Here is a 20153-nt window from a genome sequence, read left to right on the forward strand (position 1 = left end):
GGCCCCACCGGTCCGGTGCCATCGGTCCAGGGCGCGTATCGGGGGTATGCCTGGCACTACCCCAAGTCTCGTTCTCGCCGTACTGCGTCACGAGGGGCTTCCGCGGTTTTGTGGAGGCACCAACGAGCCAAGGAGCAGGTACTGGTGGGGGAACATATGAGCAACGACGCGATCCGGTTGCGTTCCGTAACCCGGCGGTACGGCTCGGGCGGCACGTCCGTCACCGCCCTCGACCAGGTATCGCTCGCCTTCCCGAGGGGGACCTTCACCGCCGTGATGGGCCCGTCCGGGTCCGGCAAGTCGACCCTGCTGCAGTGCGCCGCAGGCCTGGACCGGCCCACCTCGGGCTCGGTCACTGTGGGCGACACGGAGCTGACCGGACTGAGCGAGACCAGGCTGACCCTGCTTCGCCGCGAGCGCATCGGCTTCGTGTTCCAGGCGTTCAACCTGCTGCCCTCGCTGACCGCCGAGCAGAACGTGGCCCTGCCGCTGCGGCTGGCCGGCCGCCGCCCGAAGAAGGCACAGGTGCGCGAGGTGCTCCAGCAGGTCGGACTCTGCGACCGGGCGCGGCACCGACCGACGGAGATGTCCGGCGGCCAGCAGCAGCGGGTCGCCCTGGCCCGCGCCCTGATCACCCGACCTGAAGTGCTGTTCGGCGATGAGCCGACCGGCGCACTGGACTCGCAGACCGGCCGTGAGGTGCTGACCCTGCTGCGCGGCATGGTCGACCGGGACGGCCAGACGATCATCATGGTCACCCACGATCCCATCGCCGCCTCCTACGCCGACCGTGTCGTCTTCCTCGTCGACGGCCGTGTCAACGGCGAGCTGATCGGTGCCTCCGCCGAGGACATCGCAGGGCGCATGACCCATCTCGAGGCGGCGCCGTGCTGAGCACCACGCTGCGCACCCTGCGCACCCGCTGGATCACTTTCGTCGGTAGTTTCGTCGCCCTCTCCCTGGGTGTGGCGCTGATCACCGTCATGGGGTTGGCCCTGGCGTCCTCGCTGGACGCACCCGACCGGGGGCCGGAGCGGTTCGCCGCCGCGCCAGTCGTCGTCAGGGGCCAGGACACCCTGGAGGTGCCTACCTCGATCGACGACCGCACTCAGAAGCTCGCGCAGCCGCGTGCCGTGCCCGACGCCGTGATCACGAAGCTGCGGGACCTCGGGACCGTCGTCGAGGACCGGTCGTTCACCGTGCGGGCTGAGGGCGGCCCCGCCGATCTGGTGGGACACCCCTGGTCGACCGCGGCCTTCGCACCGTACGAGCTCGATGCGGGACGCGCGCCCGAGGCCGCGGATGAGGTCGTCGTCAGCGGTGACTGGGCGCGTCCGGGCACCCGGGTGCACACCGGCGACGGCACCGTGCGCGTCGTGGGCACCGTGGCCGGGCTCGGCTTCGAGAACGCCGTGTTCTACACCGACGCCCGCGCCGCCGAACTGTCGCCGCCCAGCCTCCAGTCGGTGGTCGACGCCGATGCGGCGGCCGTGCGCGAGGCGGTGCGCGGCAGCGCGGGCGTCCGGGTCCTCACCGGGAACGCGCGCCGGTACGCCGACGCCGACCCCGACCGGGACAGCGAGGCCCTGACCGCGATGAACGCCATGTTCGGCACGGCCGGCGGCGTCACCGGGTTCGTGTCGGTGTTCGTGGTGGCCTCGACCTTCGCGTTCGCGGTGGCCCAGCGGCGCCGCGAGTTCGGGTTGCTGCGCACCGCCGGGGCGACGCCGGGGCAGATCCGCCGCATGGTCGTCTCCGAGGCGCTGGTGGTCGGTGTGCTCGCCTCGGCCGCCGGCTGCGTGCTCGGTTCCTACGGGGCTCCCCGGCTCGCCCGGTGGGCGGTCGACGAGAGCCTCGCGCCCCGCTGGTTCACCATCGGCCACTACACCTGGCCTTACTGCATGGCGTTCTCGACAGGTCTGTTCGTGGCTCTGTGCGGTGTGCTGGCCGCGTCCTGGCGGGCGGGTCGTACCGGTCCCACCGAGGCGTTGCGTGAGGCGTCCGTGGACACGCGGGCGATGACGTGGGGCCGCTGGCTGTTCGGTGCGGCGCTGCTGATCACCGCTGTGGTGACGCTGGCCCTGGCCCTGGTGACGAACCCGGGTGACCTGCTGCAGCGCAAGACCTATGTGAGCCGGCCCATGCTGCTGATCACCGCGGTCGCGCTGCTCGCACCGGTGCTGGTACGGCCACTGGCCCGGCTGATCGCCTGGCTGCCGGCCCAACTGCCCGGCGCCGGCGGGATGCTGGTACGGGAGAACGCCGCTGCCGGGGTGCGCCGTACCGCCGCCGTCGCCGCACCCGTGCTGGTCACGGTCGCGCTGGCGGGCTCACTGCTGGGCGCCACCGCCACCCTCGACGAGGCGAAGGCCACCGAGGTGCGCGAGCAGACGGCCGCCGACTTCGTGGTCACCGCGGCGGGCGACGCCGGCTTCGACGAGGTGACGCTGAAGCGGCTCCGGGCCGTGCCCGGTACCGAGGTCTCGGCGAGCTCGTCCAGTGCCGTGTACGTCCTGGAGGACGGCGTGGCGCTCATCAGGTCCGACGCCAGGGCCGTCGAGCCAAAACCACTCGCGGCAACGGCCCGTCTCCCGCTCGCCGCGGGGAAGGTGAGCGATCTGGACGACGACTCGATCATCGTCAACGAGGAGTGGGAGAAACACGCCGTGGGCGAGCGGGTGAACGTGTGGCTCGGAGACGGCACGAGGAAGTCCCTGAAGATCGCCGCGGTCATGACCACCGGCACCGGCGACAACGGCGTCTACGTCACCCCGCGCAACGCCCCCGCGACGACCGTCGACCGGGTCGACGTACGCCTCGCGGACGGTGCCGACGCGGGCGCCGTGGCGGCCGGTCTGCGTCAGGCGGTGCGCGCGTCGGGCGGGGAGGTCCTCACCAGGGACGCCTGGGTGCGCGCGACCTACCCCGAGACCAACCGGACGACCCGAATGGGCTTCTTCCTGGTCCTCGGGATCGCCCTCCTCTACACCGGGATCTCCCTGGCCAACACGATGGTCATGGCGACCTCCGACCGGGTCCGCGAGCTGGCGGTGCTGCGGCTGGCCGGCGCCACCAGGTGGCAGGTGCTGCGGCTGGTGGGCGCCGAGGCAGTGATGGTGGTCATGGTGGGCGGACTGCTGGGCGCGCTGGTCGCCGGGCTCAACCTGGTGGGCATGTGGAGCGCGCTGGGCCTGCTCTCGGTGTGGACGTCCATCGAGATCCCGTGGGCGACGCTCGCGGCGGTCCTGGGTGCCTGCGCGGTGCTCGCCGTGAACTCGGCGGTCGCTCCGGCCGCCCTCTCCCTGCGCCGTAGGGCGGTGGAGCTGGCGGGCGTACGCGAGTGACCTCTGACCGGCGCCGGCCTGCCGGATGCCGCGGCGCCCCAGCAACCGTGCCTCCGCCCCCGGCAAACAGCCGGTGCCGGAGGGACGACACCGCCCGAACAGCGGCCGAGCGGCCGTGAACCCCAACCCAGCCGGGCTGGAATCCCCCTCATTCAAGAGGGGGAGGATGTCAAGTCGTCACTTCCGTCGAGGCCGACGAGGCAGGTCTCCACGCCCACGCCGTGTCCGGACGATACGCGTCGGACGACCCGCGCATCAGGAGGTGACGTTCACGCCGTACGACATGCCGGCCCACAGGTCTTGCCTGTTCCTGGCTCCGCCGAGTGTCCCGAAGCCCAGGCAGCCTGAACCGCCCCCTTGAACCGCGGGATATGAACCGCCGCTCGCGCTACGCTTCCGCGTCGTGCAGAAGACGCGCCTCGACATCGCCCGGATCCGGGCGGCCCGCCGGGTCATCGACCCGGTTTTCCTCGACACTCCGCTGTACCGCTGCGAGGCGCTGGAGCCCGGCCTCGGATGCGCGGTGAGCATCAAGCTCGAAACGGCGAACCCGGTTCGCAGCTTCAAGGCCCGCGGCACCGAGGTGGTCGCGAGCCTGCTCGCCGGGGACGGCTCGCGCGACGTGGTGTGTGCCAGCGCTGGAAATCTCGGCCAGGCCCTCGCGTGGTCCGGCCGCGGCCGGGGGCTCGAGGTGACGGTCGTGGCGTCACGCTTCGCGACGGTGGCCAAGCTCGACCGCATTCGCGCGCTGGGCGCCGGGGTGGAGCTGGTGGACGGCGATCACGAGATGGCTCGCGAGCGGGCGGCGGCCATCGCGCGCCGCGAGGGAATCCGGCTGGTCGAAGACAGTCTGGACATCGAGACCTGCGAGGGTGCGGCGACCATCGGCCTGGAGCTGGTGGACACCGTGCCGTCGTTCGACACCGTCCTGATCGCTCTCGGTGGCGGGGCGCTGGCCACCGGTGTGGGTCATGTGCTGAAGGCCATGGCGCCCGAGGTCGAGGTGATCTGCGTCCAGCCGCTGGGCGCACCGGCGATGACACACTCGTGGCGCGGGCGGCGCGTCGTCACCACCGACTCGACCAGCGCGATCGCCGACGGTGTCGCCGGCCGGTATCCCGTCCCCGCCGTCCTGGACGACCTCCTCCTGGTCGCCGACGACGCCGTTCTGGTCCAGGAGGAATCGATCATCGCCGGTATGCGGATGCTCCTCGACCACGCCGGCCTCGTCGTCGAGCCGTCGGCCGCGCTCGGCATCGCGGCGGTCCTCGAAGACCGTGACCGGTTCGCCGGCCGGCATGTGGTCACCATCGTGTGCGGGAGCAACGTCGACGTAGACGCCTATCACGGCTGGATCGCCGCAGCTCCCGTCCACCGGTCCTGACCGTCAAGTGGCGGTGGATCACGTCGGGCGGCAGGTGAACCCCGTACGGAACCACGTGCCCTTGGGCCCCGCCCCACGGTGAGACCGCCGGGCCGCCGGGAAGCAAGCAGCCCTCAACTCGCCCGTCTTGGCCTGCCGTTGCTGTCGCCCTCCGGTCCTGCGCACGCCGTGAGCGCCCCGAGGGCGCCGGCCTGAGTGCGCCAGTCGGTCTGGTTGGGGAGGGTGCCGGCCCAGCGTTCACCGAGGGCGTTGAGGGAGCTGCGGTCCCGGGTCCACAACGTGTCCGCCTGCTTCTGGAGATAGCCCTGGTAGGCGCTGGAGCCGGTCGCCCTCGCGAGGTCGGCGAGGTTCCGCACGAAGATGCCCTTGAACTGCTTCTGGTTGTCGTCGCAGGACGCCGAGCCGACGTCGCAGGACTCGGTGAGTACGCCGTCGCGGGTCAGCGCCGGGCTGCTGACGGCGGCGTCGGCGAGGGTCCGCGCGGTGGCCAGCAGGGAACCGTCCCCGGTCGACCTCCACAGTTCGGTGAAACCGCCGATGGCCAGCCCTTGGTTGTAACTCCACACGGTTCCGCCGTTGTTGACGCAGGCGGAGGTCAGCCCGTCGTTCACCAGCCCGGAGGAGTTGATCATCCCGCTCGTCCTGAACCAAGCGGCGGCGGTTCTCGCTCGCTGGAGCCACACCGTGTCGCCCGGGATGCGCTGGTGCAGCGCGGTGGTCAGCCAGAGGTACTGGCCGTTCGTGACGGCGTTCTTGTAGGTGCGTTCCCGGTCCCACCACACGCCGCCTCCGCAGGTGCCGGTGTCCCAGTACTGCTGGACGTAGCCGGCGATGGTCACGGCCTCGTCGAGATAGCGGGAGTCGCCGGTGTAGTCGTACGCGTCGATCCAGGCGATGGCCCACCAGCCCGAGTCGTCGATGGAGCGGCTGATGAAGTGCCCCTCGATCGCGTCCGAACCGCGCACGCCTGCCGCGAAGGTGCCCTTGTTCCGGTCGAAGGTGCGCGCGACGGCCCAGTCGTAGTCGTGCGTGCCGGTCGTCCTGGCGAAGTCGACGAGCGAGGTGAGCGTGGCGGCGGAGTTCCACCAACTGCTGGGCCACCAGCCGTTGTAGGGGTCGTACGAGGACATGAGCGCGTCCGCGGCTGCGCGTGCCCGGGTCGGCACGGGCCTGGCCCACGCGGTGCAGCTGCCCTCCTGGTGACCGGCCTCGCGGCCGCACGCGCGGACCGCGCCACCGTAGAGGAGGCCGCGCGGATCGCGGGTCGCGTACATCGTCGTACGGGTGCCGGTGGCTCCGTGCGGGACGGCGGTGCGGCCGAGGGAGGAGCCGTCCGGCCAGGTCGAGCCGCCGTCCCAGGAACGGTCCAGCCAGATTTCGTCACCGCCGGCACCGGATTCGACGCTCGCCCAGGCCATGGAGTTCTTCTGGTCGACGTGCAGGCGGATCGTACGGCCGTAGAGCGTGGCGGACGGTACCGGCTGGTCGTCGCCGGACGCCCGGCCGGCGTCGGTGCGGTCGCAGAGCGTGTCGCAGACGGTCGGATAGACCCAGTCGGTGCAGCCGACTGCGGCGGCGTCGCCGCAGGCCCGGACCAGCCCGCGTCGGTGGTTGCGGGGATCGGTGATGTTGTACATCAGCGTCCTGGTGCCGGTCCAGGTGCCCGGGACGGCGGCCTTGCCGAGCAGCCCGTCCCAGGTGGCACCGCCGTCCCAGGAACGGTCGAGCCACACCGAGTCGCCGGTCACGCCGCCGTCGATACTGGCCCACGCCATGTCGTCCGCGTCGGAGACGTGCAGTTCGAGGCGACGGCCGTTGAGTACCTTCGCCGGTGCCGGAAAGCTCTCCTGCCGCGCCAGCGAGGGGTCCAGCGTGTCGCAGGCCAGTACGCACACCCGGGTGACGGCGGCCGCGGGTGTCGCGGCCGGGAGGACAGCCGCACACACGAGAACGACCGCCGACAGGAAGCTGAGGAACCGTGATCCGACAACGATGTCGGCGCTGCGCAAGAACACCGGAACTCGCCTCGATTTCACGATGGAGGATGCCGGGGCGGCGGGCTCGGCCGGGACCGACGACGCCGTGACGAGCCGGGTGCGCGGCGGTCGGGCCCGGTCCGCACCTTCCTTCGAGGCAGTGAACTGGCTTGACGCATCCCTGTCAATGTCGCCAACGGGGTTTTCCCGTAACGCAGTTCATGGTGTCGGTGACGGCGGCCCGGCTGGTACCAGGGTGCCGAGCGCACCGGGTTCGCCCCCTTTCGGGCGGGCCCCTGCGCGCTCGGCGGTCGTGCGGCGGTTTCGGCGGTCGGCTAGCGGTCGGCTAGCGGTGCGCTTCGCCTGCCGAGGCCTGCTCCTGGAGGAGGGCGGTGATCTGGTTCACGTCGTTGAAGATGCTGAGGAAGCTCTGGAGGTCCGGGCTGGAGGCGCCGTTGACGCCGACGAAGAAGGTCAGCAGCCGGCCGTCGTCGGTCTGCAGATAGCCCGCCTCGTTCTGCGCCGTGGCCGCGAGCTGCTGGTTCAGCTCGTCGTCACCGATGATCGTGCCGGGCTTGGCGAAGACCTTGCCCTTGGCCGGGCAGTCGGTGGTGCAGGAGATCCCGTTCGAGCCGTCGACGCCGAGGATCGGGAGCAGCTTGCGGAAGGCCTTGGCGTCGGGGGTGTGCAGCCAGTAGGTGAGGAGCTCGACGAGGCCCTTCGGAGTGACCCGCTCGCCCGGCACGCCGCCACGCCCGTCGGCGAGCTGGAACTGTTTCGGGTCGATCCGCGCGACGTTGGTGAGGAAGTCGTGCTCGATCGGGAACGCGTCGAAGCAGTTCTTGCTGCCGCGTGCGACGGCCATGTTGCACAGGGCCAGGTTGGCGCCGAGGTTGTGGCTGACCTTGAGGATCAGCTTGGCGTACTGGCTGTAGGGCGGGGAGACGTACGCGGCGACGCGGGGGGTGTTGCGGTAGGAGGCGGGCAGCTGCTTCTGCGGGTTGGGGCCGGTGGGCGGCGCGGTGACGGTGACGCCGGCACGGGCGAGGGCCTCGATCAGCGCGGTGCGGCCGAAGGCGTTGGGGTCCTGGATGTTGGAGACCCGCAGCAGGGGCTGTGAACCGGCGGCGATGGTGCCGGAGAGGTGGATCTGGGTGCCGTCGGGCGAGGTGGTGACGTTGACGGAGGTGGCCCCGCCGCTGGAGACCGTCCGGACGGTCGAGGTGACGTGGTACGGCGAGACCTGCGGGCGCCAGAACAGCTTTGCCGGCTGCCCCGGCGTGGTCGGCGTCGTCAGCAGGTCGATCAGGTTGTCGTTGAGGATCAGCGGGGTGGGCTGCGGGCTCAGCGCGGGGGGAGTGAACAGACGGGGGTCGATGATGACGTTGCCGTCGACCCTGGTGATGCCCGCGTCGCGGATCTGCCGGGCGATCTCGTTGATGCCGGCGAGCGGGTTCTCCGGGGTGAGGCTCGCGCCGGGGAGTGCGGCCTCGGTGTGGTCGATGTCGGTGTAGTCGACGGACCCGTCGGGCTTGGTGCGCCCGCCCATGGTCAGGTCGCCCTGGGCGACCAGTGCCAGGTTCCCGTGCAGCGTCGACCCGGTGCGGGTGCCCGTCGCCATCACGGGAGTGGTGAAACGGTGGTTCGGGCCGAGGGTGTGCCAGGCGGTCGAGATGGTGACCAGTTTGACCGTCGAGCCGGGGACGAAGAACTGGTCCGGGAACTGGGAGTGGATCACCTGGCCGGTCTCCGGGTCCGTCTCCAGCACGCCCCACTGCGCGTGCTCGTAACCGGGCTTGTGCATGATCGCCTCGATGGCGGGCCCGAGGTCGTCGTCGTGCGCCGCCGCCGGGGAACCGGCGGCCGCCGCCCCCGCCAGAAGCGCGAGTGCCGCACCGGCACCGGCCCAGGTCCGGAGCCGGCCACAGATCATCGGTCTCATGCGTTCCGCCATTTCTGGAGTCGAAGAAGCCGAGTCGGGGAAATCCGCATCGTACGGGCCCGACTCGCCCGGACCCTGCTCGCCGGGGCGCTCCTGCGGCATCGTAGGAACACGGACCGCGCACGTTTCCCCTGCTCGGCGCCGCGCCGACAGCTTGGGGGAGAACTTCATCCGGTCGGTCGATCACCGAAGCCGACGGCGCGGGGAGCCCGCGCGAGTGCCGTGAGCGGCGCGCGTGGTGCCGGGTCCGGTGACACGGCTGTCATCCGCAGACCTTGAGTGACGTCGGCCGGTTCGTCGCGTTCGCGGCATCGGCCCGGTCGCGCTCACCAGGAGACCAGATCCATGGACCGTCGAGCGAGCCAGTCCGTGAACGAGACGGGCCGGCCGTCCAGGGTCATGGGAAGGATCAGGTCGCAGGTGGCCCGGCCGTCGAACCACAGTGAGCCCCGGTGCGGACCGGTGACGACGAGCAGGGTCGAGAAGCCACAGCCGTTGTCCTGGATGAATACGGCGCCGGACGTCTTGCGCTCCTGGAACACCTCGTACTCGGCGTCCCACTGCTCCCATGCAGCTCGGTAGGCGTTGTGGTCCGGGAAGTCCTGCGTCAGCGGCTCGCGCGCGTCCAGCTCGTCCTCGTAGACACGATAGGAGTCGGGATGCGGGAAGTCGGTGGTGAGCAAGTCGTAGTTGGTGCTTGAGTCTCCATGCCAGCCCCAGCCCGCCGCAGATCGGTATAGGCGGTTCACCGTGCCGCCGGCACTCTGTCGGAGCAGATACTCGCGATACTGGTCCGGGAACGCGATGCCCAGTTCCGCCTCCGCTTCGCGGATCTCCGCTTCGGACAGCGGTAGCGGCAGCGGCAGCGGCAGCGGGGAGGCGGCCTGCCTCACGGATGGACTGCCGGACTCGTCGAAGCGCCTCCCCCGAGCGATGTGCCGGGCTTCCGCTGTCCAATCGGTCGTCACGCGGGTGAGGGTAGTTGCCGAGGAGAGCGGCGGGCCCGCCGGTGCCTACGGCCGGACGGCCACGCCACGCCGTGGTGGCGGGCACTCGCGCAGCATGGCCGATAGATTACGTATGTCCGTTACCTTCCTTCACTGCACGCATCTTCTTTCACGGCGCGCCGACCCGAGGAGCACCCGCGATGACCGCGTTCCCCACCGACCTGTCCCCCCTGACCGGGCACTACACCATCGACGCCTCGCACAGCCGGATCGGCTTCGTCGCCCGGCACGCGATGGTCACCAAGGTCCGCGGCGCGTTCAGCGAGTTCGAGGGCAGCGCGTCCTTCGACGGCGCCGACCCGTCGAAGTCGAGCGGTACGGTGACCATCAAGGCCGACAGCGTGGACACCCGCAACGCCGATCGCGACAAGCACCTGCGCAGCAACGACTTCCTCAACATGGACGAGTACCCGCAGATCACGTTCGTCTCCACGGCCGTGCACCGCAGCGGCGACAGCAGTTTCGACGTCACCGGAGATCTCACCATCAAGGACGTCACGAAGCCGGTGACCATTCCCTTCATCTACGAGGGCACCGCCACCGACCCGTTCGGCAACATTCGCGTCGGCCTGGAGGGCTCGGTCACCATCAACCGCAAGGACTACGGCGTCATCTGGAACGCCGCGCTGGAGACCGGCGGCGTCCTGGTGAGCGAGAAGATCCAGCTGGAGTTCGAGATCTCCGCGATCAAGGACGCCTGACCGGTCCCCGTCCCGCCATCCCGCCGTCCCGGCGGAATCTCGTCACCGCCGGTGGCCCGACGATTCCGCGGGCCGCTGGCCGCTGCTCGTCACGGGTCCGCACGCCGGTGACGAGCCCGCGACCCCGGTCCAGCACCTTCCGGCGGCACACCGAGCCGATCTCGTACGATCCAGGTTGTCGGCGTACCCGTCGGCTGGACCCCTCAGGTGATGGACGGGAGGCCGAGCGTGGCCGAGGCGACGGTGGCCGAGGTGATGGCCGAGCTGGCCGGGCTCGAGGACCCCAAGGCACGCGCCGTGAACGAGAAGCACGGTGACGATCACGGTGTGAACCTCGGCAAGCTGCGTGCGCTCGCGAAGCGGCTGAAGACACAGCAGGAACTCGCCTGCCGGCTCTGGGAGACGGATGACAGCGCGGCGAGACTGCTGGCGATCCTGATCTGCCGCCCGAAGGCGTTCGGGCGTGCGGAGCTGGACACCATGCTGCGCCAGGCGCGCACACCCAAGGTCCACGACTGGCTCGTGAACTACGTGGTCAAGAAGAACCCGCACGCCGAGGAGCTGCGGCCGGCCTGGTCCGCCGATCCGGATCCGGTGGTGGCCAGTGCGGGCTGGGCGCTGACCACCGAACGCGTGGCGAAGAACCCCGGGGGCCTGGACCTCCCGGGGTTGCTCGACACCATCGAGGCGGACATGAAGGACGCCCCCGATCGCCTGCAGTGGGCGATGAACCACTGCCTGGCCCAGATCGGGATCGAGCACACCGAGCACCGCGCCCGTGCCGTCGACATCGGTGAGCGCCTGGAAGTCCTCAAGGACTACCCCACTCCCCCGGGCTGCACCTCCCGTTCGCGCCCGTCTGGATCACCGAGATGGTGCGCCGACAGCACGGCTGAGGCGCCGGCTCCATCGACCGCGGCCCGCCGGTGTGACGGCCTCGGTGAGCGGCGGGGCGACAGGGGGCCGGGGGCATGCGTGGGTGAAGGGCCGATGCGTGCGTTGACGGCTGTGCGGGAGCGGTGCTTGCCGGGCCGCTGTCCTCGTATCGCATCCGCGGGTGGGCGACGTGTACGCGTATCGCGGAGGTCCGTTCTCAGGAAGGACCGCGTGTCGTAGCGGTGCGGCGACGGGGCTGAGGTCGACGCTTGGGCGGTGCGGTCGTCGGCCGGACGACCGGCATCAGGAGGCTGAAGCGCATGCTTGTTCTGGGCCGCTCGCAGGTCGAGTCACTGCTCTCCGTGGACGCGCTGATCGATGCCCTGGCTGCGGCGATGGCGGACTTCAGTGCGGGCCGCGCCTCGGTACCCGACCGCGTCGCCGCCCTGGTGCCCGAACGCGATGGATTCCTGGCGGCCATGCCGGGCTTCCTGCCCTCGGCCGGGGTGCTCATGACCAAGCTGGTGTCCCTCTTCCCGCACAACGACGGAGTACGGCTGCCGACACATCAGGCGCTGATCGTGGCGTTCGATCCGGACACCGGCGAGCCTGCCGCACTGCTGGACGGTACGGCCATCACCGCGGCGCGCACCGGCGCCTGCTCCGCACTGTCGGCGCGGCTGCTGGCCCGCGAGGACGCGACGGTGCTGGCCGTACTGGGCACGGGTGTGCAGGCCAGGTCCCACGCCCGCGCGATCTGCCGGGTCCGCCCGATCCGGGAGATCCGCGTGGCCGGCCGGGACCCGGCGAAGGCCGCCGCCCTGGCCGAGGAACTCTCCGCCGTACTGGAGGCCGAGGTCCGGGCCGTGGCCGGCTACGCCGAGGCGCTCGACGGCGCCGACATCGCCGCGGCGACGACGCACGCCGTCGAACCCGTGATCCGCCGCCCCTGGCTGACACCCGGTGTACACATCACCTCCGTCGGATTCAACCCGGCCGGACGCGAGGTCGACGACGCCACGGTCGCCGAGGCGCTGGTGTGCGTCGAATCGCGCCGGGCCGTGCTCGCCCCGTACCCCGCGGGCAGCAACGACCTGATCACGCCGATCCGCGACGGCCTCATCACAGCCGAGCACGTACACGCCGAGCTGGGCGAACTCATCGCCGGCAGCAGACCGGGGCGCACATCGCCGGACCAGATCACCCTCTACAAGTCGGTCGGCACGGCGGTGCAGGACGCCGCGGCCACGGCCCTGGTCGTCGCGTCCGCCCGCGAGCGGTCGATCGGCGAGCGGATCACGTTGCGGTGATGCCGCCGGACGACAGCGCCGGAACCCGACGGGGACCGATCCTGAGCCTGCTCTTCGGCTTCAGAACTCAGCTCATCTGGGGGGAAGCTGGAAGGCCGGGCCGTGCGGGAGGTTCTCGGGCGGTGTCGCCGGAACCATCTCGAGCGTCTGGTCACGTGGAGGGAGAGAGCTGTTCGCGTACCCATCGGGGATCGGGGTTGGTGTGTGGCCGGCCCGCCACGACGACGGTCGGCACGGTCTCGTTGCCGTCGTTGGCCGCCCGGACCGCCGCGGCGCCCGCCGGGTCCTGCCAGATGTTCACCCAGTGCAGCCGGCGGGCCCTGCGGCCCAGCCGGATCCGCAGTCGTATGCAGTACGTGCAGCCCGGACGCCAGAAGACGACCGGCCGGCCGTCGGCCGCGCTGCGGCGTTGCGCCTCCCGCGCGCTGATCGACGTCGGGAAGATCAGGGGCGAGTTCACGGCCGCGAGCACCAGGAACGCCGGCAGGAGTACTGCGGCCGTACCGGGGTTCCCCTTGAGGATCAGCCCGGTGGCGACGACCGAGCCGCAGAGCACCAGCAGCGTCGGCAGGATCCAGACACGCGTCATGGTGACGAGACTATCGACGTCGTCACCCCGCCTTCGCCGGGTCGATCCCGTACAGGGTGGCTGCCACGGGCTCGCTCACGTCACACGCCTTCTGCCGGTCGGCCGGGACGGCCCACAGGGGTACCAGGTCTGACGCGGCGGACGAGGAGTCCATTCGCAGGTGGTGGCAGACACCGTTGATGCGCAGGGCCAGGAGGTAGACGTCACCGTTCTCGGTCCTTCCGGAGACCGCGGTCACCGTGTCCTTGGCCGCGACCAGTCGCTTGTCCCTGAGGAAGTCCAGGGCGCCCTGCGTCGTATGCGCATAACCCCGAGTCGCCATCTGCCGGTACGCGTTCGGACCGGTGGGCTGCCGCGCGAGGAGCGCGCCCATCTGCGCCGTCAGGCTGCCGGGTTCGCCGTCGGTCCGCGAAGCCGGGCAGGTCATGGCGGACCGGTCCACGCTGTGGGGGCCGATACCGAACGTGAGGCGGTAGCAGCGGACCGGATAGGCGTCCGCGGCGACGGTCCCTCTGGCGGGTGGCACGAGCCCCAGCATCACCGTCGCGGTGTGGAGGTCGGGGTCCGGCCGGTCCTTCGCTCCGCTGACGCTCAGCAGTACTCCGCCGTGCGCCTCGGCCCGGGCCACCAGCGTGCCCTCGGTGAACTGCCCCCCGTAGGTCCGGCCGCCCGAGTAGAAGCCCGCGTTCAGGTCTCCGCGCAGGTCGTCGGCGAGTTCGGCGGCCTGCGCGTCGACAGCGGATGTGTCAGCGGCGGTGACCCTCTGGTAGACGATGGTGCCGGCCACTCCCATGCCCCAGGAAACGAGCGCGATCACCGTGCAGACAAGGACCCGCACCATGGTGCCGCGCTCCCGGCGCGTCCCGGAACCGGGCTGTCGGTCCTGTTGAACCCCCACAGCGCGCACCGTCATGCCTTTCCCCCTGTCGACCAGAACGCCGCCATGTTCAACTGATTTCCCGCTTCGCGAAGTCGTCCCTGGCTCGCCGCTCGGATTCGAGGGCCGCGAACACTCCGAGGACAACAGCTGTCAGCGCCAGCCCCAGCAGGGCGGGGTTGACGTACCCGGGGACGGCGGCCGCGTACGAACCGCCCTCGGTGACATAGCAGTTCAAGCGCACCGGCAGCAGGGAGACGTCGACGCCGGAGAGGTGTGCCGCCTGAGCCGCGGGCACCGCGTCCCGGCACGCCTGGTTCGTCATCGTCTCGTCCCGGACCAGGTGGACCGCGCCCCAGACGTACATCAGGGCCGCTGCCGCCCCGGCGAGGGCGGCGCCGGAGCGCAGCCGCACACCCAGGTCCGTGCGCCGGACGCCGTTCCGGGCCAGGGAACCGGCGCCGTACACCGCCAACGTCACCGCGACGATCAAGCCGATGAGAATGATCGGCAGGACCAGGGCCGGGCTGGGCTGATCGCTGTGCATCGGATCCTTCCGTGGATACCGCGCCCTTCAGGGCGGAGAGCGAACGAACTCCTCCGAAGAGGGGGCGAGTTGGGAAGCGCCGCCTGGCGGATCATAGTGCCGCGACCCGCTGGTTCGATCATGACTCGGGTCGGGACGGTTCGCGGGCATGGCCACGGTTCATGTGAAGCGGGCGTACAAGTGCCACTCCTGTCCAACGGCCACGCGGACGGGGCTGCCCACGGTGGAACGGAACGCGGACGGCCACCCTGTCCCGCTCGGGAGAACCGCGCGTTCCCGTGGTCCGACGCGGGCTCCGCCCGCGATTGATCACGGGCCCGATGTCGCGGTTCGCCCGGGCAGGTCACAACGGTGTGGGGCCGGTGTCCGGGAGGGCACCGGCCCCATGCGGTTACGGGTGGGCGGGGGCCGGAGCGAGGGTGACGGTCGAGGTGAAGATGTCGCGGTCGTTCTGGCGGGCCGTGACGCGGACGCGGGTGCGGCCGACGAGGTCGGCCGGGAGGGCGTCGGCCAGGATCCAGCACGGGGCGTCGAGTTCCGCGTAGCGGGTGAAGACCGACTCCATGCCGACGGCGACGGTGGGCGCGGGGTGGGCCAGTGCCTGGGCGGCCTGGCGTGCCGCTTCGAGCAGCAGCATGCCGGGGGCGTGGTCGACCGGGTGGTCGAAGAGGATCGGGTGGGTGGTGTCGGCCCGCAACTGCCAGCGATCCGGGGTGTGGGTGGGAGACAGCACCACGTCCTCGAAGCCGTCCCGGCCCACGGGCCGCGGGGACGCCGGGGGCGACAGCGGCAGGACACGGACGGCGGTGATGTCGGCGTACCGGCCGCGCAGGCGCTCGTAGACGGTGCGGGCCTGGATGGTGAAGCGGGAGTGCGCGGTGGCGAACGGGGCGCCGTCGCGCAGGACCTGGACGGTCAGGGCTATCGCGGCGGCGCGGTCGCGGCGGTAGGTGACCTTCGGGCAGGTGATGCGCAGCTCGACCAGAGCGGGAGCGGGGTACGGGCCCGTGTGCAGCGCGAGAGGTCCTTCGGGGCCGGCGGGTATCTCCGGGTCCGGATCCACGAGGTGCCAGTCCAGGTCCTGCCACAGGAGCTGGTGGCCGAGCGGTACGGCGTAGGCGCCGTGGGAGAGCAGCGGCAGGGTCTGGCGGATCGTCTCGCTCAGCAGCATCGGGTCGAGCAGGCCGTGGCGCGTGCGGTAGAAGCGGTGGTCGCGGGGCCATTGGGCGATGACGGTGAAGGCGTCGGGGCCGGTGCGCTCCCAGGTCCGGAGCAGCACCTCCTCCGGCCTCGTCTTGTGCGTGTAGCTCTGCGGTACGGGTGCGAGCAGGTCGGTGGCGTGCTCCCGGACCGCGGTGGCGACGTGTTCCTGGACAGCGGTGGTGACGTGTTCCTGGACAGCGTTCGACGGCATGACTGAATCTCCCCCTGGGTTCAGCACGAGACGGAAAGCCGGTTCCCGTTTGGTCGTCGGGCCCGACTCGAATAACATAGAGGTCGTTCTTTTTGTTTGTCGAGGGGATCAGGAGGTTGATCGATGGCGCGTCAGCAGGAGCGTGCGATCAGGACCCGGGAAACACTGGTGCGCGCCGCCGCGGAGGTCTTTGACGAAGTCGGCTACTCCGGCGCGAGCATCAACAAGATCCTCGACCGGGCCGGCGCCACCACCGGGGCCATGTACTTCCACTTCAAGTCCAAGGAGGAACTGGCCCGCGCGGTCATCCTGGAACAGGCGGCGGACCTGCGGATGCCGGAGGGCGGGGGCGGCCTCCAGCAGCTCCTGGACATGACCGCCTACCTGGCGGTCGAGATGCAGAGCAACATCCTCTTCCGGGCGGGCGTACGACTCGCCGTGGAGCAGGGGGCCACCGAGCTGCAGGACTACGCGATCTACGAGTGGTGGGCCGACCAGTTCCGCCAGGAGCTCGAGCGGGCCCGGGCGATGGGGCAGATCCTGCCGCACGTCCAGGAGGCGGAGTTCGCCCGGCTCCTGGTGGGCGCCTACACCGGTACGCAGATCATGTCCCAGATCTCCACCAACCGGGCCGACCTCCCCGAGCGGATCGCCTCGATGTGGCGATGCCTGCTGCCGGCGCTGGCCCCGGCCGAGGTCATCGCGGAACTGGACCTGTCCCTGCACAGCGGCATCGCCGGCACCACCGCCACCACCGCTGCTGCTGCTGTCACTGCCGGTGCCACTGCCGGTGCCGACGAGACGGAGTCTCCCGCGTGAGACCGCTCAGAGTCCTGCTCACCGGCGCCACCGGCTTTGTCGGTTCCGAGGTCCTGCGCGCCGCGCTGCGCGGGCGCGCCGGTGGGCGCGACATCAGCGTCCGCGCCCTCGCCCGGACCGCTCCGCCCGACGGCTCGGACACACCCGGCCTGTCCTGGGTGCCCGGAGACCTGTCCGACCCGTCGTCCCTGCGCGGCGCGGCACGCGAAACGGACGTCCTGATCCACCTCGCCTCCCGGGTCTCCGGCAGCCCGGAGGCGTGCGAGGCCGTCAACGTGCACGGCACCCGGGCTCTCCTGGGCGAGGCCCGGCGCGCCGGCGTCGCGCGGATCGTGCACCTGTCCACCGCCGCGGTCTACGGGCCCGGCCCGCACCGCGGGATCACGGTGGACGAGGTCTCCCCCGCCCCCGTCTCCCCGGCCAGCGTCACCCGGCTCGCCGGGGAGCGTCTCGCCCTGGAGGCGGGAGCGGTCGTGCTGCGGCCCGGCCTCGTCCTCGGCACCGGTGACCGCTGGGTGGTGCCGGCCCTGTCGGAGCTGCGCTCCAGGGTCCCGGCCCACTGGGACGGCGGCAGCGGGCTGCTGTCGGTGGTCGACGTCACGGACCTGGCCCGGCTGATCGTCACGCTCGCCGGAACCGGCACCCCGGCGGGCCCCGCGGTGCACCACGCGAGCCATCCGGTGCCCGTCAGCAACCACGACCTGATGGCCGCGCTCACGGAGGGCGGCCTACTGGACCCGGTCAGCGCAGACTGGCCCTGGGAGAGCTGCCTGCGGCGGCTGCGGGAGGTGCCGGGAAGCACGAGCGAACGTCAGTTCTCGCTGCTGGCCCGCGACCACTGGTACCGCAGCGAGGAGATCTGGCGGATCACCGGCTGCCCGGCGGGACCCGGCCCACTGACCCGTCTCGCCGAGTCCGCGTCCTGGTACCGCGTTCATCTGGCGGCCGGTTGACGGATGCGCCGGTGCCGTAAGGCGGATGCCCGCAAGGTGCCAAAGTCGTTCGCCAGGTGCGCGAGCGGGGCGGCACCGGCGCCGCTCGCCGATAGGCTCCGGGCACCGAAGCACCGAAGCACCGAAGCACCGAAGCACCGACATCGTGTTGCACGGTCCGGGGAGCCCGCCGGGCCTTCCTGGCCCGCGGCCCCGGTCACCGCCGGAAGAGGGCCGAGTGGACCCCGTCCCGCTGAACAGCCGGGGACCGGTGGCCCGTGGCCCGAGCGCCCCACAACGTCTCCTCCACCGTGCGGCGCACGGCACCGGACACCTCGGGCCACTCCGGCCCGACCGGCGCAACGCCTTCTAGCAGCCCGGAGGAACCGTGCAGCCCGGTCGACAACAGCGGACCCCTCAGCCACCCCCGCCGGCCACCCCCGCCACGCGGGAACGCAGTCGTCGCGGCCCGGAGGTCCTGGCGTGGTGAGACAGCTGCGGGCCGAACAGACCCGCCACGCACTGATCGCCGCCGCGGCCGCGGAGTTCGACCGGCACGGGTACGCCGGGACCTCCCTGTCGCGGATCTGCAAGGCGGCCGGCACCACCATGGGCGCGCTGACCTTTCACTTCCCCACCAAGGGTGACCTGGCGGAAGCCGTGCGCGCCGCCGGGGACGCGGCCGCCCTCGCCGCCCTGCGCCCCATCGCCGCCGTACCGCACCCCGGGGTCCAGGTGGTCATCGACCTGACGATAGAGCTGGCCCGGCTGCTGGAACGGGACGTGACCGTACGGGCGGCCGGACGGCTGGTCCGGGAAGGGACGGCCGACCCGGCGCAGCGGCCCGCGGGGTGGGTCCGCGTCCTGCGGGACCTGCTGGAGCGGGCCCGCTCCGAGGCGGACGGAATCCGGGTGCCGTGCGACAGCGACCTGCGGGACATGGAACTGCTGGTGGCCTACCTGATGGCCGGCGCCGAGGCGTCGGTGCGGTCCGGGGCGGCGGGCGGCAGCGTGTCGCAGGAATTGCGCGACCTGTGGGCGTTCTTGACGTGCGGCGGGCTCCACACCGCCCTCGCGGGAAACACCGTTCTCGCGGGAGAGTCCCCGCTCACGGAAAGCGCCGTTCTCACGGGAGAGTCCCCACTCACGGAGAACGCCGTTCTCATGCTCACGGGAGAACCCGCACTCGTGGAAGACGGCTTTCCCGCCGACGGCTCCCCCGCCGGGAACGCGTGTCACGCCGAGGACCGAACCCCCGTGGAAAGCAGCTCCGTTGCCGAGGGGGACTCCCCTGCCGAGGACAGCCTCCTCGCCGGGGACAGCTTCCGCGCCAGGGCCGACATCCTCGCCACGGACAGCTTCCGCGCCGGAGACAGCTCCTCCGCCGGAAACCCGGAGAGATCGCGCTGACTCCCTCGACTCTCCCACTGCCACACCCAACTAGCTTGGCAGCAGTCCCCGTTACTCCTCGGACTGCTCCGCCCGCCCCGCCCGGTCCTCTCCCGTCCCACCGCCGCCGCGCCCCGGTTCCCCGCCTGCCTGCCCGCCTGCCTGCCTGCCCGCCTGCTCGCCTGCCGGTCTCCCCCGCCCTACCCGCCACGCCCACCGCACCCGCCGAACCCAAGGAGCGTCCCTTTGACCACCGCCCGACGCCATGCACTCGTCACCGGCGCGTCCCGCGGCATCGGAGCCGCCGTCGCCGCCGAACTGGCCGCCTCCGGACATGCCGTGGCCGTGCACTGCCACTCGGACACCACCGCCGCGCGGGCCGTGGCGGACGCGCTGCCCGGCGACGGCCACACGGTCGTGTCCGGCGACCTCTCCGACCCCGAGCAGGCCGCGGCGGTGCTGGCGGCGGCCGTGACCGCTCTGGGTACCGTCGACGTCCTGGTGAACAACGCCGGGATCTACACCGAACAGCCCATCACCGGCACTTCGTACGCCGACTGGCAGGCCGCGTGGCGGCGCGTCATCGACGTCAACCTGCACGGCCCCGCCCAGCTCACCTGGTGCCTGGTCGACCACCTGACGCACCGGCCGCAGGGCCCGCGCGGTGCCAGGATCATCAACGTCGGCTCCCGCGGCGCCTACCGGGGCGAGCCCGACGCCCCCGCCTACGGGGCGAGCAAGGCGGCCTTGCACGCCCTGACCCAGTCCCTCGCCCGGTCCCTGGCCCCGCACGGCATCACGGTCACCGCCGTCGCGCCGGGCTTCGTCGCCACGGAGCTGACCGAGCCCATGCTCACCGGCCCCGACGGCGACGCCATCCGCGCGCAGAGCCCGTACGGACGCGTGGCGGACCCTTCGGACATCGCCGCGGCCGTGGCCTGGCTGGCCTCGGAGCGGGCGGAGTGGGCCGGCGGGGCCGTGCTCGACCTCAACGGCGCCTCCCACCTGCGCTGAGACACGACACTTCACACGAACAGGACTCCAGC

Annotated in this window: 16 protein-coding genes and 1 pseudogene; 10 read left to right on the top strand and 7 right to left on the bottom strand. The window is 71.4% G+C overall.

Annotation, left to right across the window (positions count from 1 at the left end; all coding sequences use genetic code 11):
- Positions 1-156: 156 nt before the first annotated feature.
- The 3 genes from ACFYW9_RS34500 to ACFYW9_RS34510 all read left to right on the top strand — a co-directional run bounded on the left by ACFYW9_RS34500 (position 157) and on the right by ACFYW9_RS34510 (position 4728).
- Positions 157-894 (top strand): ABC transporter ATP-binding protein, encoded by a 738-nt coding sequence (locus tag ACFYW9_RS34500; protein ID WP_389158923.1) that lies wholly within the window; start codon positions 157-159, stop codon positions 892-894.
- Complete coding sequence (locus tag ACFYW9_RS34505) at positions 888-3344, top strand: FtsX-like permease family protein (RefSeq protein WP_389158926.1); 2457 nt, start codon at positions 888-890, stop codon at positions 3342-3344. The genes ACFYW9_RS34500 and ACFYW9_RS34505 overlap by 7 nt, the downstream gene beginning before the upstream one ends.
- A 403-nt stretch (positions 3345-3747) precedes the next feature.
- Positions 3748-4728 (top strand): threonine/serine dehydratase, encoded by a 981-nt coding sequence (locus tag ACFYW9_RS34510; RefSeq protein ID WP_389158930.1) that lies wholly within the window; start codon positions 3748-3750, stop codon positions 4726-4728.
- 113 nt (positions 4729-4841) lie between these two features.
- Here ACFYW9_RS34510 and ACFYW9_RS34515 read toward each other — a convergent pair whose 3' ends face one another.
- The 3 genes from ACFYW9_RS34515 to ACFYW9_RS34525 all read right to left on the bottom strand — a co-directional run bounded on the left by ACFYW9_RS34515 (position 4842) and on the right by ACFYW9_RS34525 (position 9614).
- Complete coding sequence (locus ACFYW9_RS34515) at positions 4842-6503, bottom strand: glycoside hydrolase family 76 protein (protein WP_389159013.1); 1662 nt, start codon at positions 6501-6503, stop codon at positions 4842-4844.
- Between the two features lie 547 nt (positions 6504-7050).
- Positions 7051-8658, bottom strand: coding sequence for a D-alanyl-D-alanine carboxypeptidase/D-alanyl-D-alanine-endopeptidase (gene dacB / locus ACFYW9_RS34520; protein WP_389158933.1), 1608 nt, complete (start codon positions 8656-8658; stop codon positions 7051-7053).
- A 314-nt stretch (positions 8659-8972) separates the two neighbouring features.
- Positions 8973-9614: an SMI1/KNR4 family protein gene (locus ACFYW9_RS34525; protein ID WP_389158936.1), complete on the bottom strand. Its 642-nt coding sequence runs from the start codon at positions 9612-9614 to the stop codon at positions 8973-8975.
- 179 nt (positions 9615-9793) lie between these two features.
- Here ACFYW9_RS34525 and ACFYW9_RS34530 point away from each other — a divergent pair, with 179 nt between their 5' ends.
- The 3 genes and pseudogenes from ACFYW9_RS34530 to ACFYW9_RS34540 all read left to right on the top strand — a co-directional run bounded on the left by ACFYW9_RS34530 (position 9794) and on the right by ACFYW9_RS34540 (position 12540).
- A complete protein-coding gene (locus tag ACFYW9_RS34530; protein WP_389158939.1) occupies positions 9794-10354 on the top strand; it encodes a YceI family protein in 561 nt (186 codons plus the stop codon).
- A 210-nt stretch (positions 10355-10564) separates the two neighbouring features.
- Positions 10565-11250: pseudogene (locus tag ACFYW9_RS34535) on the top strand (DNA alkylation repair protein).
- A gap of 300 nt (positions 11251-11550) precedes the next feature.
- Entirely contained in the window at positions 11551-12540 is a 990-nt protein-coding gene (locus tag ACFYW9_RS34540; RefSeq protein WP_389158942.1) for an ornithine cyclodeaminase family protein, read from the top strand.
- 151 nt (positions 12541-12691) lie between these two features.
- Here the strand turns inward: ACFYW9_RS34540 and ACFYW9_RS34545 are convergent, their stop codons facing one another.
- From ACFYW9_RS34545 to ACFYW9_RS34560, 4 genes are all read right to left on the bottom strand, one after another.
- Positions 12692-13129: a glutaredoxin domain-containing protein gene (locus tag ACFYW9_RS34545; RefSeq protein ID WP_389158945.1), complete on the bottom strand. Its 438-nt coding sequence runs from the start codon at positions 13127-13129 to the stop codon at positions 12692-12694.
- Between the two features lie 22 nt (positions 13130-13151).
- On the bottom strand, positions 13152-13970 hold the full coding sequence (locus ACFYW9_RS34550) for a hypothetical protein (RefSeq protein ID WP_389158948.1): 819 nt from the start codon (positions 13968-13970) through the stop codon (positions 13152-13154).
- Between the two features lie 106 nt (positions 13971-14076).
- On the bottom strand, positions 14077-14553 hold the full coding sequence (locus tag ACFYW9_RS34555; RefSeq protein WP_389158951.1) for a hypothetical protein: 477 nt from the start codon (positions 14551-14553) through the stop codon (positions 14077-14079).
- A 391-nt stretch (positions 14554-14944) separates the two neighbouring features.
- Positions 14945-15967 carry a ScbA/BarX family gamma-butyrolactone biosynthesis protein gene (locus tag ACFYW9_RS34560; protein WP_389158954.1) on the bottom strand — a complete coding sequence of 341 codons (1023 nt, stop codon included), beginning with the start codon at positions 15965-15967 and terminating at the stop codon, positions 14945-14947.
- A gap of 123 nt (positions 15968-16090) precedes the next feature.
- Here ACFYW9_RS34560 and ACFYW9_RS34565 point away from each other — a divergent pair, with 123 nt between their 5' ends.
- The 4 genes from ACFYW9_RS34565 to ACFYW9_RS34580 all read left to right on the top strand — a co-directional run bounded on the left by ACFYW9_RS34565 (position 16091) and on the right by ACFYW9_RS34580 (position 20121).
- A complete protein-coding gene (locus ACFYW9_RS34565) occupies positions 16091-16786 on the top strand; it encodes a ScbR family autoregulator-binding transcription factor (protein ID WP_389158957.1) in 696 nt (231 codons plus the stop codon).
- A complete protein-coding gene (locus ACFYW9_RS34570) occupies positions 16783-17739 on the top strand; it encodes an NAD-dependent epimerase/dehydratase family protein (RefSeq protein ID WP_389158961.1) in 957 nt (318 codons plus the stop codon). The genes ACFYW9_RS34565 and ACFYW9_RS34570 overlap by 4 nt, the downstream gene beginning before the upstream one ends.
- A gap of 462 nt (positions 17740-18201) precedes the next feature.
- Positions 18202-19128, top strand: coding sequence for a TetR family transcriptional regulator (locus ACFYW9_RS34575; protein WP_389158966.1), 927 nt, complete (start codon positions 18202-18204; stop codon positions 19126-19128).
- A gap of 225 nt (positions 19129-19353) precedes the next feature.
- Complete coding sequence (locus tag ACFYW9_RS34580; protein ID WP_389158969.1) at positions 19354-20121, top strand: SDR family NAD(P)-dependent oxidoreductase; 768 nt, start codon at positions 19354-19356, stop codon at positions 20119-20121.
- The last annotated feature ends 32 nt before the right edge of the window (positions 20122-20153 follow it).

This window comes from Streptomyces sp. NPDC002698, assembly GCF_042888945.1.
Lineage (GTDB): Bacteria > Actinomycetota > Actinomycetes > Streptomycetales > Streptomycetaceae > Streptomyces.

Coding starts and splice junctions, on each gene's coding strand:
- ACFYW9_RS34560 (WP_389158954.1), bottom strand. CDS start 15,967: ATGCCGTCGAACGCTGTCCAGGAACACGTCACCACCGCTGTCCAGGAA.
- ACFYW9_RS34555 (WP_389158951.1), bottom strand. CDS start 14,553: ATGCACAGCGATCAGCCCAGCCCGGCCCTGGTCCTGCCGATCATTCTC.
- ACFYW9_RS34550 (WP_389158948.1), bottom strand. CDS start 13,970: ATGGTGCGGGTCCTTGTCTGCACGGTGATCGCGCTCGTTTCCTGGGGC.
- ACFYW9_RS34565 (WP_389158957.1), top strand. CDS start 16,091: ATGGCGCGTCAGCAGGAGCGTGCGATCAGGACCCGGGAAACACTGGTG.
- dacB (WP_389158933.1), bottom strand. CDS start 8,658: ATGGCGGAACGCATGAGACCGATGATCTGTGGCCGGCTCCGGACCTGG.
- ACFYW9_RS34545 (WP_389158945.1), bottom strand. CDS start 13,129: ATGACGCGTGTCTGGATCCTGCCGACGCTGCTGGTGCTCTGCGGCTCG.
- ACFYW9_RS34500 (WP_389158923.1), top strand. CDS start 157: ATGAGCAACGACGCGATCCGGTTGCGTTCCGTAACCCGGCGGTACGGC.
- ACFYW9_RS34530 (WP_389158939.1), top strand. CDS start 9,794: ATGACCGCGTTCCCCACCGACCTGTCCCCCCTGACCGGGCACTACACC.
- ACFYW9_RS34540 (WP_389158942.1), top strand. CDS start 11,551: ATGCTTGTTCTGGGCCGCTCGCAGGTCGAGTCACTGCTCTCCGTGGAC.
- ACFYW9_RS34515 (WP_389159013.1), bottom strand. CDS start 6,503: ATGGCGTGGGCCAGTATCGACGGCGGCGTGACCGGCGACTCGGTGTGG.